The 16,089-nt window shown below is 54.8% G+C and carries 11 protein-coding genes; 1 reads left to right on the forward strand and 10 read right to left on the reverse strand.

The genetic code is table 11. The annotated features are described in order from the left end of the window. A partial coding sequence (locus tag AXW79_RS02820; protein ID WP_155736211.1) for an integrase core domain-containing protein occupies positions 1-351 on the forward strand: 351 nt, incomplete at its 5' end. A 110-nt stretch (positions 352-461) separates the two neighbouring features. Here the strand turns inward: AXW79_RS02820 and AXW79_RS02825 are convergent. From AXW79_RS02825 to AXW79_RS02870, 10 genes are all read right to left on the reverse strand, one after another. Beyond that, on the reverse strand, positions 462-1,166 hold the full coding sequence (locus AXW79_RS02825) for an SIMPL domain-containing protein (RefSeq protein WP_005314751.1): 705 nt from the start codon (positions 1,164-1,166) through the stop codon (positions 462-464). A 56-nt stretch (positions 1,167-1,222) separates the two neighbouring features. Then, positions 1,223-1,780, reverse strand: coding sequence for a hypothetical protein (locus AXW79_RS02830; protein WP_005314748.1), 558 nt, complete (start codon positions 1,778-1,780; stop codon positions 1,223-1,225). A gap of 86 nt (positions 1,781-1,866) precedes the next feature. Continuing rightward, on the reverse strand, positions 1,867-5,337 hold the full coding sequence (locus AXW79_RS02835) for a beta strand repeat-containing protein (RefSeq protein WP_011898607.1): 3,471 nt from the start codon (positions 5,335-5,337) through the stop codon (positions 1,867-1,869). Continuing rightward, positions 5,306-6,685, reverse strand: coding sequence for a retention module-containing protein (locus AXW79_RS02840; protein ID WP_005314742.1), 1,380 nt, complete (start codon positions 6,683-6,685; stop codon positions 5,306-5,308). Before AXW79_RS02840 ends, AXW79_RS02835 begins: the two co-directional genes overlap by 32 nt. Positions 6,686-6,950: 265 nt before the next feature. Beyond that, positions 6,951-8,876, reverse strand: coding sequence for an EAL domain-containing protein (locus tag AXW79_RS02845; protein WP_005314739.1), 1,926 nt, complete (start codon positions 8,874-8,876; stop codon positions 6,951-6,953). Positions 8,877-8,879: 3 nt separating this feature from the next. Beyond that, the gene (locus tag AXW79_RS02850) at positions 8,880-9,641 is read right to left on the reverse strand and encodes a transglutaminase-like cysteine peptidase (protein WP_005314730.1); all 762 of its coding nucleotides are present in this window, start codon (positions 9,639-9,641) and stop codon (positions 8,880-8,882) included. Positions 9,642-9,762: 121 nt separating this feature from the next. Next, entirely contained in the window at positions 9,763-11,088 is a 1,326-nt protein-coding gene (locus AXW79_RS02855) for a TolC family outer membrane protein (protein WP_005314727.1), read from the reverse strand. A 35-nt stretch (positions 11,089-11,123) separates the two neighbouring features. Continuing rightward, on the reverse strand, positions 11,124-12,542 hold the full coding sequence (locus AXW79_RS02860) for an HlyD family type I secretion periplasmic adaptor subunit (protein ID WP_005314724.1): 1,419 nt from the start codon (positions 12,540-12,542) through the stop codon (positions 11,124-11,126). Further along, positions 12,535-14,679, reverse strand: a complete 2,145-nt coding sequence (locus AXW79_RS02865) for a type I secretion system permease/ATPase (protein WP_005314720.1) — start codon at positions 14,677-14,679, stop codon at positions 12,535-12,537. Before AXW79_RS02865 ends, AXW79_RS02860 begins: the two co-directional genes overlap by 8 nt. 400 nt (positions 14,680-15,079) lie before the next feature. Next, positions 15,080-16,015, reverse strand: a complete 936-nt coding sequence (locus AXW79_RS02870; protein WP_005314700.1) for a TIGR01212 family radical SAM protein — start codon at positions 16,013-16,015, stop codon at positions 15,080-15,082. Between the last annotated feature and the right edge of the window lie 74 nt (positions 16,016-16,089).

The raw sequence follows: 16,089 nt of genomic DNA on the forward strand, positions 1-16,089 counted from the left end.
GAGATGGCCTATCAGCAGCGGGGTTGCCCATCCGGTGTGCTGTTTCACTCCGACCAGGGTAGCCAATATGGCAGCAGGGCATTTCGGCAACGACTGTGGCGCTATCGCATGACCCAGAGCATGAGTCGGCGTGGCAACTGCTGGGATAACGCCCCGATGGAGCGGTTGTTCAGAAGCCTGAAGTCAGAGTGGCTCCCGGCAACGGGATACATGAGCCTGCGGGAAGCAACGCGGGATATCAGTTATTACCTGATGGATTACTACAACTGGCGGCGTCCACATCAACACAATGACGGGATGCCGCCAGCAAAAGCCGAGACTCGGCCTAACCAAGTGTCCGGATTTAGTTGACCACTACACTTGCTCGCTGATGCGCGCAAACAACTGCCGTAAAAACAACAAGCCAGAGCGGTGAGCCTCGGGCTTGGGACAGGTGAGGGACAGGGCCGGAGGCCATCCCCTTACTCCAGCAGGAAGACGGCTTCCACGTTGTCCGTGATGCTGATCTGCTGCTGTTGATAACTGTTTTCCATCATGTCGGCGGCAGGGGCCATGGCGGCGGCCTTGAGTGCACGGCTATAGATGGGCATGGGGGTATTGTTGCGGTACTCCACGCTGTAAACCTTACCAAGCTTCATGCCGAACGCCTTGGCCAGGGACTCCGCCTTGTTCTTGGCATCCTCGACTGCACCAATACGAGCCTGCTCCTTGATGATCTGCGGCGACTTGAGACCGTACTCAATCTGGGAGACTGACTCCAGACCCGCTTTGAGAGCGGTATCCATCAGCTCGCTCAGTTTGTCGAGCTGGTAGAGTTTGACCGCGAGTTGACGCTGGGCACGGTATCCCACCAGTTCCGGTTTCTTGTTCTGCGGATACTGATACTCGGGGGAGATCACCAGGTTACCCGCTTCCACATCGCTGCGCTTGATGCCCAGCCCTTCCAGCTGACCAAAGAAGGCCGCAACCTTGCTATCGACCTGCTGCTTGGCCTTGATGCCCTGCTTTTCCAACGCAGTGACCGCAACATTGAGGGTCAGCATATCGGGCTCGGCCTTTTGCTCGGCATAACCACTTACCACCAGATGTGGGGCTTGCGGTACTTCGAGCGCGAATAACGGAGCACTGACAACCAGAGCGGAAAGGGTAAGAAGCGAACGCCACATATAAAAAAACCTCAATCAATTAGAGTGAGGTCATTATGCCCGTGGCTGAATGGGATTCATATATCGTGCAGTGGCGGTATCTGATCCAGCACCTGATTGGTCATATCGATGCTGATGCTGATCTCATTGCCCATCGGCTCGGGATGGCTCGAGACAACAGGTACGGCACTGCGGGAAGTGATCAGGTCTTCATCATCAAAATGGAACGAATCCCACGACAGAACATGTCCCTGTACCTGGCTAATAGGGTCTGCCAGCGTGGATGTGGTCAGTGGGGCACAGTCAATACTGTCGGAGTGAATGAGCAGATCCTGCAAGCAGGTATGACTCAAACTCTGCAGCGAATACTCCTGCTGCCCCTCATCGTGCCCGACAAGCACCACCCTGTGAGGTGCCTCAGCATCCATTGCCGGATTAAATGCGATGGTGGCCGCCGCGAAGTCCACATTGAGAGAACCCGCCACGTCGCCATCTTCGCTTTCAAGATCCAGCCCGTCAATCCGGTCACCCGCCATGGTTGCCTGATAGCCAAACTGGCCGGTGCAGGTAATGCTGCCCTGCCCGTCCCAGCTATAGCGAATGCCATCAATATCGACCCAATTAAATGACTGCATGGTGACCCTCTCCTCTACTGCCGCTATCTTAGCCGCCCCCTCAGTCAAAAAACAGGGGCTAGGTATAGCCCGGCCCCGTTACCTGATTACGGATCAACCTTGAGGTTACCATCATCCAGCAGTTGCTTGATGATATCCTGGTTAGAACCTAGGGAGGCAAGATCAAGGGAGTTCTGGAACTGAATCGTCAGCTCGGAGCCACCGACCGCACCATCAGGGTCTATCGTCAACGTCTTGGTGGCGGTATCAAACTGCAAGTAACTGTCCAACGCCGCCGCCAAATCATCGTTGCTCCCACCAGTGGGAACCCCAACCAGCAAATCAGACAGATCCAGCACATCCCCCCCACTGGCCGTATTCCCAAGGGTAAAGTCCGTGATGTTGTCCGTACTGCCATCTGCCTCGCCAGCAAGCCACTTGAAGGTATCGCTACCGGCGCCCCCTGTCATGGTGTCGCTACCGAGGCCGCCGATCAGAATGTCATCACCCAGGCCACCTATCAAAGTGTCATTGCCCGCCCCTCCTTCCAGACGGTCATTGCCATTGAGTACATCAGCACCCGCATGGCCGAGTAATACGTCATCTCCACTGGTGCCTACGAGGGCATCATTGGCACTGCTACCTTCCATTGTCGGTGCCACCGTGGCACTGGAAGCAATATTGATGGTCAGCTGAGCTGTATCCTGATCTCCATCACTTTGTGCCAGTTGATAGTTGAACACATCCGCTTTGCCCACATTGTTGAGATCCGCATTCGGTGTGTAGGTATAAGCGCCATCACTGTGGATCTCGAGTGAGCCATAAAGCCCAGCCACTGTCTGACTTGTAGTGACTGCGGTATAGCTGCTGCCATTCCAGATCTTGAGCACTGTGCTCTCCGCTCCGATGGCATCAACACTTCCCCAAGGGTCGCCACTCATCATGTCGTGGTTGGGATCGGTTAGCAGATTGCCATATGCAGCCGTCAAGGCAATCGCAGCCGTTGCAGCAGCAGTCACGTTGAGTTTGATATTATCCAGCTGCAACGTGGAGTCAGGGTTACCAGAACCATCATTCACCGAGAAATAAACCCGGTAGCGTGTCCCAGCATCTAGGGTAGACGTCGTGATAGTCGACAACGCACCCGGATCACCGGATAGATTACCGCTAAAGCCAACACCAGAGAGTTGAACCCAGCTTGACCCATCGAATTTGTACAGACTCCAGGTCACTGTATCGCTGGCATGTACGTTACCTCTATCGTATTGGAAGCTAAGTGTGGTTGTACCTGCCAGTCCAGTGACGAACTCTGGGGTCAGAAGCTCCGCAGCACCGGCGCCATCATCATTGCTATCAACAAGTTGCAATGCGCCTCCACTAACACTGCCGTCCAGGGTCGAACTGCTTAGCGTACTGACAATCCACTTGTTGCCATTACTCGCCACGGCAGAGCCGATGGAAGTGGAGCCCAAGTCCATCACACTCAGACCAGTGCCTGAAGTGTCATAGATCCAGGGATTGTACCCGGCACCACTATTCGCAGAATTGGTTGTATCCCCAAAGTCTGCCAGTGTGGTGCTGGTCGTGGCCCCCGGGACCATGATCTGGGTTACCAGCGCTTCATCGCCGTTGTCATAGGCGATAACATCACTGGAATCTGTCGTGATCATGTTGAGTACGCCGGTCTTCACGTCCCCATCCGCATCGCTGATGGTATAGCGGAAAGTCTCTGTATAGTCATTTGCCACGTCCAAAGACAAGCTATAGCTATACGCCCCAGTCAACAAATTGACAGAGAAAGTTCCCCCACCATGAGTGGGAATAGTCAGCACATGCGTTATTGCGTTGTAGCCAGAATACGTCGTGGTATACACCACATCCGGGGTTGCCGGGTTGCCATCTGCATCATGAGAGATACTGGTGATTGGCAAGGTCGCCGGACCATCAGCACCGAATACAACCCCAGCATCAGTCAGCAAATTCCCTGTGGTTGGAACCTGTACTGTTCCGGACAGGGTCGAAGCCAGCTGACTCAGATCCGTGACAATGATGGCAGGTTGTTGTTGGCCAGTGCTTCCATTGTAAGCTATCGGCGTCAGCGCGCCAGTGGTTGCGCCGGTCCCCATACCAAGGGCATAAGCATTGACATAATTGCCATTAAGGAAGACTTCCCAAGCGGTTTGTTCCGCCGTGTTGATGCCCGTACTTCCGGTACCGCTAATACCTGGCCAATTGGTACTTTCGGTGGGTTCCCCATCAGAGAGGAAATACAGCACACTCTGGCCACCGATGATTTTTCCTGCCGAATCGTAGGCTGACATAGCCTTGATCAGAGCATCGTCATAGTCAGTCCCACCGTTGCCCAAGTAGTCGGTAATACCATTGATGACATTCAAAGCTTGAGTGGCTGTCAGCCAGACATCGCCAGCCCCCAGGAAGTTAGTGGTTGCCGAGCTGGCAAAACCAACCAGACGCACCATTACGTCCCCTACATCGTCATAATCACCAATGAGCTGCAAAATGGATGCCTTGGCAATGGCCATTCGAGTAGCAAATCCAGCCACACCTGAGGCGTCATCCATGCTGCCTGATGTATCCAGAATGATCATCAGATTGGTGCCTGGATTCGAAAACTCCTCGACTCGGGTATTAAGATCCACAGGCGAAACAGGCACGTCATCCACTATCCGCACACTCAGGGTGTTGTTGGCACTGTCGCCATCGCTGTCCACCAGGGTGACCGCGAAATCCTCAAACAGGTTGTTGTTGCCTCCCCCGCTCGGGTGCTCCTCGTTGTCCGTCAGCGTGTAACTGTAGCTCACCAGCCCCGTCGCCGGGTTGTACGCCGTGATGGTCAGGGTGTTGCCCCCCACGCTCAGCGTCTGCACGCCGTCCGGCGCACTGATGGTGAAGCTGCCCGTGACCGTGGTCGACTCCTTGCTGCTGTCCGACCCCGCCGACTCACCCGTCCCCCGGGTGGACAACAGGTCATCCTCGAACACGGTCGCATCGCCGCCATCGCCTTTGGGCGTCAGGTCGGTGATGGTCACATTGTCATTGTCATTGCGGATACTCAGCGTCAACGTCGCCGTGCTGGTGTCGCCATCGCCATCCGTCAGCACATAGGTGAACACCTCACTCCCCGTCGCCCCACCCGGCAACGCCACAAACTGCGGGTCAGCCGGATTGAGGGTATAGGTGTAGCTGCCGTCAGCACCCAGCACCAGACTGCCATAAGTCCCCGTCAGGGTGCCCGCCGTGACCGCTGCACCGTCCGCGCCCTGTACGTCGTTGCCCAGCACATTGCCGCCCAGCACCAGGCTGGCTTCGCTCGCCACGCCCGGGTTGCTGTCGTTGCTCGCCGTCGGCACGTCATCCACTATCCGCACACTCAGGGTGTTGTTGGCACTGTCGCCATCGCTGTCCACCAGGGTGACCGCGAAATCCTCAAACAGGTTGTTGTTGCCTTCCCCGCTCGGGTGCTCCTCGTTGTCCGTCAGCGTGTAGCTGTAGCTCACACTACCTGCCCCAGTAACAGGGTTGTAATTAATGCCTGTCACTACCAGTTGATTGCCCATTGCTGATCAATGTGATGTCACCGAGCGTCAAACTCTGAACACCATCTGCTGCATTGAAAGTGAAGACGCCACTTTGCGTCAGAGCCGTTGTGTCAGAGTCACTGCCATCGGCCAAGGCAACTTCGCTCAACGTCAGGTCTCCCCCTTCTAATTGGAATCCGCCTAATTCAGCCGGCTCATCAACCGGTGTAATCGTAATGGAAAGGGTAGATTGAACCGTGTCTACACCATCGGTAACGCTGTAGTTCACTGGCGGAACCGAACCATCATAGTTAGGTGCTGGCGTGAACTGATAGCTGCCATCTGCATTGACCAGCAGAGTTCCCACTCCCGTCAGCGTCACTGGCGTACCCAATACGGGGTCGGTTATCGCTCCCCAGCTAAATCCCGTAATGGATGGAGCCTGTGGTCCATCATTATCTGTCGTGTTGACCAACAAGTTGCCAGAGCCTGCGCTGTCTTCTGTGACAACCACACTTTCACTCTGATCGGAGAGAGCATTCACAGGAGTAATGGTCAGTTCCAGTGTGGACTGCACCGTATCTGTACCATCGCTTACCACATAGGTAACAGGCGGAACCGCACCATCATAGTTGGGCGCAGGCGTGAAGGTAAAACTGCCATCGGTGTTGACGATCAGGCTGCCGATACCATCAATCGTGACGCTCGTACCGGCAGTCACGTTGATATTGTCTCCCCAACTGAATAGCGGTACCGATGCGGCTTCAGGGCCATCAGTGTTGACGGTGTTGGTGAGCAAGTTCCCATTCAGCACCTCACCCTCAGCAACCGTCAGCTGCTCTCCTTCATCACTCAATTCGTTGGTTAGCAGTGGCTCTGCAAGTTGCTCTGTATCCACCACTGGCTCAGTCTGATAAGCAGTGTCAAACCCGGCGGCAGCAATGGTTGCATCACCCGTTCTATCAATGGTGACAAAACCGCCATTACCGCTGGCCCCGGCAACCCCACCAATGCCACCGCCACCACCACCGGCTGCAGGTGCACCACCTGCGGCAGAAGCCTCAAAATTTTGTGTCGGGTCGACCCCTTGCAAGATCGATTGTTGCAGTGCTGCAATTTCAGGGGAGGTAGCCGTGCCATCGTCCGGGACTTGCTGCAGTCCCGGTACAGGTACATCAGGCGCAGAGGAATCTGGCGTGGTGGCAGTAGGAGCATCGTCATAGGGAGCCAATAACAGCTTGGCATCATCTGCAATATTGAGCTTGGCTCCAGGTTGCAGAATTTCACCTTTCTGCAATGGGCGACTGCTCCCATCGGCCAGCAAGATTTGAACATTGCCTTCAATAGAAGACACCACCACGGTTTTGTCGATTACTTGAGTGCGCATATCCATTGCTCCAACATGACAGATCTTGATGTCTACACCATAGATACCTGCCTCCCTGGCTTCCGTTGCAAAAATGTACAGGGTTGGTTCAAACCTAGAGCAATGCTGCCCATTAAATCGAAGGGTCTTTTTTATATTATTGAATCAATCACTTAATTGGGATTCGAGTAAGGCCTTAGCAAATTTACTATTAAAAACCTCAATGCTTATTTATATTTCGCATAAAAAAAGGCCCCTATGGGGCCTAAGTGTTTATATTGATTGCTCAAGGCAAGGGAAATGCAGGGTGTACGAAGCCCTGATAACCGTCGATATGCAGCTTGGAAAGCAGCTCGACCTGATGCTGATCCTCAACACGAGTTGCGATGGTAGTCACACCCGCATTGTGGGCGGCGCGACAAACCGCGGCCAGGAAAGAGGTGTCTGCCCCTGGCTCCATGACCTGACTGGTATAACCATGGTCAACCTTGACATACGCCGGAGCCAGCTCTTCCAGATAGCCCAGAGACTGGAAGTGGCGGCCATAATGATCAACCCCCCACTGAAATCCATGCTCCTGCAAAGTAATCACCAGCACGGTCACATGTTCCTTGTGCTTCATGATGGCGGCTTCCGGTATTTCAAACAGCAAACGCTCCTTCAGCTCTGCATGGGTTGTCAGGTACTCCGTCAGCCAGGTCAGAAACTCGTCAGAGCAGAGGGAACCTACCGTAATATTGATGGCCAGCACCAGGTCTGATTGCTGTTTAAGCAAAGGAACGCAGGCATCCAATACCGCCTGATCAAATTCACTCCCCAACTTGAATTGTTCGATGGCTGGCAAGAACTGGCCCGCAAAGTAGTCAGTCCCATCCCGCGAAATAGAGGCAAACAATTCAGCATGCAACCGCACCCCATTGTCGAATCGGCAGGCCGGTTGCGCCTTGAAGCGCCACAAGTGCCGTGAAATGGCATCTTGTACCAGATCGCGCCAAGCCAGGCGCCCCATCATTCCCTGATCTGTGCCCCCTTCCATGACCACGGCGCCACGGCGTTCGTTTCGGGCCTTGCCAAGCGCATTATCGGCTTTGGTCAGCAAGGCGGAGAGATCATCATTGCCATCACGCCCCGCAATACCTATGACGGAGAGGGCATCTCCTTCACCCATCGGATTAACGACCAGGTCGGCAATACGGCTGTTGATAACCTCCGCCAAGTCTTTCAACTGGGTCAGATCATCGGTTGGACAGAGCAGCGCATATTCAGTCGCAGAGATCCGCGCCAGAGCCGCACCATCCCACCCCTTCAACTGATCTTTCAAGGTCTGGGCGATGGACTTGACCATGTTGTCCCGCGCGGCAAATCCCTCTTCGCGGTACAAATCATCGAGCATATCGACCGCCACCAGCATGACACCACCTTGTCCTGCCTCGGCAATCCAGGCGTTGACCTGACCGACAAAATAGGCTCGGTTGCCCAGCCCGGAAACTGCATCCACATAGACCCGCTCCCGCAGTTTTTCAGCTTCATCGGCTTGCTCTTTGAACTGCAGTGCCAACTTGCTGGAGAGGGTATTGATGGCCTGCACCACCTGCTTCAATTCGTGGGTTTTGGGCTCTGGAATGGCGTGACCGAAATGGTGAAGTTCAATCTCCACCGCCTGCTCGCAAATTTGTTTGAGTGGCTTGAGCAGATAATTCAGTGCCCTCATCAGCAAAATGGTGGTGATTAAAAAACCGATCAGGAACCAGCTTGCCAGTTCGCTCATACCCCGCCACAGCTCGTAATAGGCTTGTCCCGGGTGGCCCACCACTTTCAGTTTGCCCAGTTGCAGCCAGCCGGATGTCAGAATTGACTCGTTAGATACTTCGGGAAACAACCCCAAGCCGATAAACCACTGTGGTACGCCCTGAATGTTGCTGGTGTTCTCTTGCTCGATGACATCTTTAGACGCCAGCAGATCCAGTCGGATCAACTGATAATAGCCGCCATCGAATATGGCCTGGATGACAGATTCAGCTCCCACCTTGTCACCGTTTTCCAAATACGGGGTCAGCGCCAACCCGAGCGAGGTGGCGGTATTGATGACGGTGGTTTCCTGCTGCTGGGCCAGATAGGTTCGGGTCGAATTGAACTGCACCCAATAGGTGGCTGCAAACAACAAGCCGAACAGGATCAACATGGTTGCCAATAATTGTCTGTAGAGCGTCATAGGTTAATCATCCAAATTCACCACAGGCCGAGCCAATCGCCCGGAAGTCATGCGATTGCGTAAATCAGTCCATAATCCCAAGCGTGACGACTGCCCGGCCAGTTCCCCTTGACCACGCGCCTTCATCAACCACAAGTGACTACCGTTAAAGCTGTATATCGGCACCAGATCCCTGCGTTGGCTGGCAGGACGGATCGAGCCGATCAAATTATCCAAAATCACAGGTTCGGAGGAAGGGGTGTCATAGTAGGCAACAACCATATGAAACTGGTTATAATCCAATGCCTTGACATATACCATCCGCATTTTCTCATCGGGAATGCCAAGCTCCAGCAGGGTGAAGTATTTTGAAATGCTGAAGTCTTCGCAATCACCGCCAGCCGCCCCCAGAAACTCCAACGGGGTAGCCCAGTAATCTTTCTTGCGCCACAACTTGATGTCATCAAGAAAACGCATTCGATTAAAAAACTGGTTTACCTTCTCCAGCTTCTGGCGTTCATTCAGCCCGGCTGCACGATTCTGCATGACCAGCGTACGCCAACTTGTCACACGCTTGCCTGCCCTGACCCCATAGGTTTCCTCTGCGCGCTGAACCAGCTTGAGGTCTTCGGGTGTCAAAGGTTGACTGGCAGAGAGGAGGAGCGGAAGCGAAACCAGCAGCAACCACAGTGAGTAACGCAGCCAGCGAGCGCGCAAAAGCAGACCCAACCCCGAGGCTGACGCCCTGCTGCAACCGCTTGCCTTCCACCACACCGTCACACTCATCCCATGGGCATCCAATGACTGTCACTGCACCGGCCAAGCATCAGACCGTTAGAGACAAGGGATGGTGGCAGCACAGCTGCGACCATCCCTTTCACTCGCATCAAACCTGATGCGTTCTCCATTAGCGTTTGGCTTGCCAGTCGGCCGGCTGCTGCACGTTAAACGCGTTGAGCAAACTGCCTGTCGCGTTGAGGATACGGTAATCCGCCAGCAGAGCGTCATACTCGGCCGTGATGTAACTGCGGCGCGCCTCGAACAGTTCGTTCTCGGTGTTCAACACGTCCAGCAAGGTACGCTGACCTAGACCAAACTGCTTCTTGTACGCCTGTACGGTGTCATAGCTGGCGTCAACGTGCTCTTTGAGGAAGGTCTTCTGCTTGGTCAAAGACTCTTTGGCGTTCCAGGCCAGACGTGTTCCCTCTTCAACCTGACGGAAGGCATTCAGGTGAATGTCTTTCGCCTGGGAGTACAGGGATGAAGCCGCCTTGCTCTCTGCCAGATCAGAGCCACCGCGGAACAGGTTGTAACGCATCCGAACCATGGCCGTCAGATCATCGTTGCGTCCCTTGACCGCATCGATATCCTCATTCCAGTTCTGATCCACTTCGAACGTGACGTTCGGATAGAAGCCGGATTTGGAGCCTTCATGCTGATACTTTGCCGCTTCGATATCCTGCAGGGAAGAGAGCAGGGTCGGATGCACTTCGGTGGCCGTTTTCAACGCGGCATCCAGACTGGCTGGAATGAACTGTCCATCGGGAACCGGTTGTACCAGATCCTTGGGCATCTCGTTGACGACGCGAATGAATTCGCTCTCGGCATCGCGATAGTTGTTCTCGGCGGCAGCCTGGTTGGCATAGGCACGGGCAACACGACCATCGATCTGGGTCTGGTCCGCAGTCGAGCCCAGGCCAGAGTCGGTCCGCTTGCTGATGTCGCTGCGGATCTGCTCATGGGTTTCCAGATTCTGCTTGGACAGCTCCAGTATCTCCTGCTGACGCAACATGTTGAGGTATACCTCAGCCACGCGCAGCGCCGTGTTCTCTGCCTCGGAAATCATGGCCAGACGCTGGGCGTTGGCTTCGGCATCGGTCCGGGCCACGTTGCTGCTGACATTGAAACCGTCGAACAGCATCTGGCGCAGACTGATCCCGGCCTCTTTACGGGTCATGGAGTCGTCAATATTGCTATTGGCGCCCGCGGCACGGGTGGACGGGCTATCGGTCTTTTCATAACCGACACCACCGCGCAGATCGATAGTGGGGTAGTAACCACCTTTGGCTCCATCATGCTGATACAGTCGTGCCTGATAGAGATCAAAAGCTTCCTTGATTTTCGGATGGGTAGCCAGTGACTGTGCCACTGACTGTTCCAGCGTTTGAGCCTGGGTAAGGCCCGGGAACAGCACGGCGCCACTTACTAACATGGCAACAATCGTCTTCTTCATAGTATCTCCAGTCATGTTGTTTTTAGATTGTTGGCTTATCGTTCTCTCAGTGCCGACTGTTTCGCCCGTAATATCGGCTTAAGCAAATAGTCTAGGACACTTTTTTTACCAGTAATAATATCTGCACTGGCTAACATACCGGGGATGATGGGAAGTGCGTTAAGCTCATCGCCCAAGTAACTCTTCTCGGTGCGGACACGAACCAGATAAAAGGAGTTCCCCTCCTCATCCTGGATCGAGTCAGCACTTATCTGTTCGACCTTTCCATGTAGTCCTCCATAAACGGTGAAGTCATAAGCAGTGATCTTGACCACGGCATCAAGCCCTGGCCGCAAGAATGCGATGTCTTTCGGGGAAACCTTGGCCTCTACCAGCAAGGTGTCTTCCAGCGGCACGATTTCCATCAAATCCATACCCGGTTGCACCACCCCACCCAGCGTATTGATCTTGAGTTTCTTGATGGTGCCTTTGAGGGGCGCAATGACGCTGGTCCTGTCGACCCTGTCTCGCAGTCCGACCTGCCCTTCCGACAACTGTCTCAATTTACCCTGAAGTTCGTTGAGCTCGGTCTGTGAGTCAGCCCGGAACTTCAATGCAATGTCGTTGCGCTTGGAAATGCTTTCTCTCAGCACAGAGTTGAGTTTGGGAATAATGAGCCGGTTGCTCTCCAGCTCTCCCTGCATCTCGTTGACCTGGCGTTCCAGCTTGATGAGCTCTACCTGGGGGACTATCCCTTCTTTGGCCAGGGGACGACTGATGTTCAATTCCTGCCGGGCCAGATCAACACTGCGCCCGACGGTTCTTATCTTGGCATTGAGCTCGATCAGCTCCTGCTCTTTCTGCTCGATCTGTTGGCCAAGTATATAGAGCTGGTTATTCAGGCTATTAAGTCGTTCATCCTGAACCGACTTTTCACGGGCAGCATATTCGGCAAAGACATTTTCAAAACCATCCGGAAAGTCGATGGGCTGTTTGTCGATGAGCACCTGCTCACGCCAGCTCAGGTTCGGCCCGGTCTTGACCACCACGCTCTTTATCTCGGCTCTTAGCCGGGCAATGCCGCCCTTGAGGGTCACCAGCTCTTCTTCACGCTCCCGGAAATCAGAGCGAAAACGGGTGTCATCGATACGCAGCAACGGCTGCCCTTCTTCGACTATGTCCCCCTCCCTGACGAAGATCTCTTTGACGATCCCCCCTTCCAGGTTCTGGATCACCTGCAACTGACGGGACGGGATGACTTTGCCCTGCCCGACCGTCACTTCATCCAGCTCGGCCCAGGCCGCCCAGACGATGGCGCTCATGAAGAACAGAAAACAGGCCCACAACAATACTCTGGCCCTGGTCGGGGTACTCAGCAGTACGGCAGCGGCGCCATCATCGACAAACTCCAGATGTTCGGGTGCGGGCAGCACTGTATCGGACGGCGACTTCTTGAACAGGCTAAATTTAGCCATTGGACGCCTCCTGCACTCGCACCTTGCCTTCCTTCAACTGTTGCAACACTACATCTTTGGGTCCATCTGCCACTATCTGCCCCTGCTCCACGACGATGACCCGCGATGCGACATCAAGCATGGAGGTCTTGTGAGTAATGAGGATCAGGGTAGTTTCCGGTCCCAGTCGTGCCAGCTCATGCTTGACCTGCATCTCTGACTGGTTATCCATGTTGGAGGTGGGTTCGTCCATCACCAGAATGGGGGGATCGTTGAGCAAAGCGCGGGCCAGCAGGATCGCCTGACGCTGACCACCGGAGAGCTGACGTCCCCCTTCCCCTATTTGTCTGTCCAGACCATTCGGGTCACGGTTGGTAAAGTTGGTGACACCGGCCCGTTTGGCCGCACGCAGCACCCGCGCATCGTCCACCAGCGGATTTCCCAGCATGATGTTGTCACGCACAGAGCCGAAAAACAGGGTCACATCCTGAGGGACACAGCCTATGTTTCGCCGGATCACAGATGCGGGCAGCTGATCCAGTTCGAACCCGTCGAGACGGACCGAACCATCGGTGGGTCGATACAGCCCCATCAGAATCTTCTCAAGAGTGGTCTTGCCCGCCCCGATCCGACCTATGATGGCCACCTTCTCACCCGGCTCAATACGTAGATTGATATTGTGCAGCGTGCTCGTCTCCATCCCCGGATACTTGAACGACACATTATCAAATTCAATGCGCCCGGAGATGATGGGGTGGTGAATGTACTGCTTGCCTTCCTCCTGCTCACCCGGCGTCATCATTATTTTCTCCAGGATCTCCAGCGCGGACTTGGCCTGGTTGTAACGAGTGGAGAGCACGGAGAGTTGCACCATGGGGGCGATGGCGCGGCTGGAAAGCATGACGGCGGCAATCATGCCGCCCATAGTGACCAGCCCTTCCGATATCTGGTAGACACCGACGATCACCAGACCCACGGTTACCACCTGCTGGATATAGCTGGCCAGGGAGGACATGGAGTTGGTGATGCGGCGAGTCTGCACGCCCCAGGTAGAGATGTGGGATACAGCCTGTTCCCAGCGATGCTGGAACATGCTCTCGGCGCCGAAGATCTTGACGGTCTCCAGTCCGGAAATGCTCTCGATGAGGTTGGCATTCTTCTGGGAGGCGAGGCGCGAGCCCTCTTCGATGGATTGCTTGAGCGGCGCCTGAATATAGAAGCTGTAAATAATCAGGATCAGCATGGCGACGATGGGCACGACCACCATGACGCCGGCAAACAACCAGATAATGAAGAGGAAGAAGACCGCAAACGGCAGATCGATGAGGGTCGAGACAGTGGCCGAGGTGAAAAACTCCCGTACGGACTCGAACTCTTGCAGGTGTTTGGCAAAAGCGCCGGTGGAAGCCGGTCTCGACTCCATCCGCATGCCCATCACCTTGGCGAAGATCTTGGCCGACAGCAATACATCGGATTTCTTGCCCGCAATATCAATGAAATAGCTGCGCAGTTGGCGCATCACAAAATCAAAGGTAAACACCACCATGGCGCCTACCGCCAGCACCCAGAGTGACTCGAACGCCAGGTTGGGCACGATTTTGTCATAAACGTTCATGGTGAACAGCGGACTGGCCACCGCAAACAGGTTGATCAAAATGGAGGCAATCAGCACATCCCGATAGATGCCGCGGGATTCAAACAGCGTGCTCCAGAACCAGTGACCATCACGTGTCTCCAGTACCTTGGGAGAGCGATCATCAAACTTGAACTGCTTTTTGACAAAGAAGAGCCGGCCCAGATATTCGTCACCCAGCTGGGCAACGCCGAGCCACTGGGCGGCATCACCCGCCTGAGGAAAAATCACCTTGCCCTGGGTTCTGTCTTCGTTCCACTCCAGCAGTATGCAGGCACCACCGTTTCGCATCTGCAATACGCAAGGCAGCAACAAGGATGAGATGTCGGCAAGGGGCTGGATCACTTCCCGTGCGGAAAGCCCCCCCCGCTCTGCTGCGCGGCTGAACAAGTTCGGAGTCAGCAAGCCGGATACCAGCGGCAGTCCGGTCGTCAGGGCATCCTTGCTGTTGGGCACGCCATAAAAGCGGGTCAAAAAGACCAGACATTCCAACAGCTCATCAATACGGTTCGTTTCTGCTTGCATAGCATCCTGTCACTGCTTGAATAGGTCGGCCGTCATCATCGCGTATCTGTGGTCACACATGGTTGCATGACGCGCGCACGCTCGTGGAATAAACATCAGGATCCCAAAGCATAGAGATCAACAGCCTGATAAACGTTAAGCACAGGTAAATGACACTGGATATCATCATCAGACCTGAGAGGCATTACGCCCAAAGACGGTACGGCATGAAAGTGCTTGATAGCGACACAAGATGGCGCCATGTCTGATATATCCCGCCCAAATTGGAAACAATACACGCTTATTGATAATGATATCTTTTCCAAGCGGAATACTATATCAAGACAATTTTACCGAAACTATACCGCAAAGACTGAATTTCATCTAATAACCCTCTGTTTTTTTGACGAAATTTGATTGCTTACTCTATATGGTCAGGAAGGGAGAAGGGCCGTCCCAGACTGTGTCCCTGAGCACCGGAGCGGGCCAGTTCACTAGCAATCCCGGCCATGGCTGTCCAGCGATTTTCGCACCAGACCGGTGCCAACAGGGTCGGTCGGCGGGCAGAGGCAGAGATGCGATGATAGACCACCTCGGGAGGGGTGTGCTGGATCATGGCCACTGCAGCTTCAACATATTGATCCAGCGACAACACCTCCAGCCGCCCTGCCTGCCACGCCTTGCCGAGGGTGCTCCCCTCCACCACATGGAGCGGATGCAACTTGATCCCCTCAACCCCGGTCGCCACGATGCGATGCAGGGTATCGAGACTATCCATCGGCACCTCCCCCGGCAGGCCGACGATCAGATGGGCACAGACCTTGATGCCGCGCTGATGGGCCCGCGCAACCGCATCGGCATAGGCGGCGTAACCATGACCGCGATTGATGCGCTGCAAGGTCTTGTCATTGGCACTTTGCAGCCCCAGCTCCAGCCACACCTCATAGCCACGGGCCTGATAAGCTGCCAGCAGGTCCAGCACCGCATCCGGCACGCAATCGGGTCGGGTACCGACACACAAACCCACCATGTCGCTGACTGACAATGCCTCTTCATACATGCGTTGCAGGTACTCTACCTCGGCATAGGTGCTGGTGTAGGCCTGAAAGTAGGCGAGATAGCGTTTGGCACGGGTCACTTCATCCCGGCGCGCCAACAGTTGCTGCACCACGGAAAGCTGCTGGGCCGACTCGTCGGCAAAAGAGGAGACATTGCAAAAAGTGCAGCCACCACGGCCCAGGGTGCCGTCCCGGTTGGGGCAGGTGAAAGCGCCGTGAATAGAGAGCTTGTGGATCTTCTGGCCGTGGCGTTGCTTGAGATCCTGACCGAATGTATTGACGAGTTCGTGTAACTGCATGACACCTCCGCTAAAGGAGCGTCATTGTACGAGCTTGCAAAAACAGGGCGCTGAGCTGAATCAAGGGAGGGGAA

Origin of the sequence: Aeromonas salmonicida subsp. salmonicida, assembly GCF_001643305.1 — a bacterium.
Lineage (GTDB): Bacteria > Pseudomonadota > Gammaproteobacteria > Enterobacterales > Aeromonadaceae > Aeromonas > Aeromonas salmonicida.

Bases quoted from the DNA above. Each gene is read 5' to 3' on its own strand.
- AXW79_RS02825 (WP_005314751.1), bottom strand. From the start codon at position 1,166: ATGTGGCGTTCGCTTCTTACCCTTTCCGCTCTGGTTGTCAGTGCTCCG.
- AXW79_RS02830 (WP_005314748.1), bottom strand. From the start codon at position 1,780: ATGCAGTCATTTAATTGGGTCGATATTGATGGCATTCGCTATAGCTGG.
- AXW79_RS02835 (WP_011898607.1), bottom strand. From the start codon at position 5,337: ATGGGCAATCAACTGGTAGTGACAGGCATTAATTACAACCCTGTTACT.
- AXW79_RS02840 (WP_005314742.1), bottom strand. From the start codon at position 6,685: ATGCGCACTCAAGTAATCGACAAAACCGTGGTGGTGTCTTCTATTGAA.
- AXW79_RS02845 (WP_005314739.1), bottom strand. From the start codon at position 8,876: ATGACGCTCTACAGACAATTATTGGCAACCATGTTGATCCTGTTCGGC.
- AXW79_RS02850 (WP_005314730.1), bottom strand. From the start codon at position 9,641: ATGAGTGTGACGGTGTGGTGGAAGGCAAGCGGTTGCAGCAGGGCGTCA.
- AXW79_RS02855 (WP_005314727.1), bottom strand. From the start codon at position 11,088: ATGAAGAAGACGATTGTTGCCATGTTAGTAAGTGGCGCCGTGCTGTTC.
- AXW79_RS02860 (WP_005314724.1), bottom strand. From the start codon at position 12,542: ATGGCTAAATTTAGCCTGTTCAAGAAGTCGCCGTCCGATACAGTGCTG.
- AXW79_RS02865 (WP_005314720.1), bottom strand. From the start codon at position 14,679: ATGCAAGCAGAAACGAACCGTATTGATGAGCTGTTGGAATGTCTGGTC.
- AXW79_RS02870 (WP_005314700.1), bottom strand. From the start codon at position 16,015: ATGCAGTTACACGAACTCGTCAATACATTCGGTCAGGATCTCAAGCAA.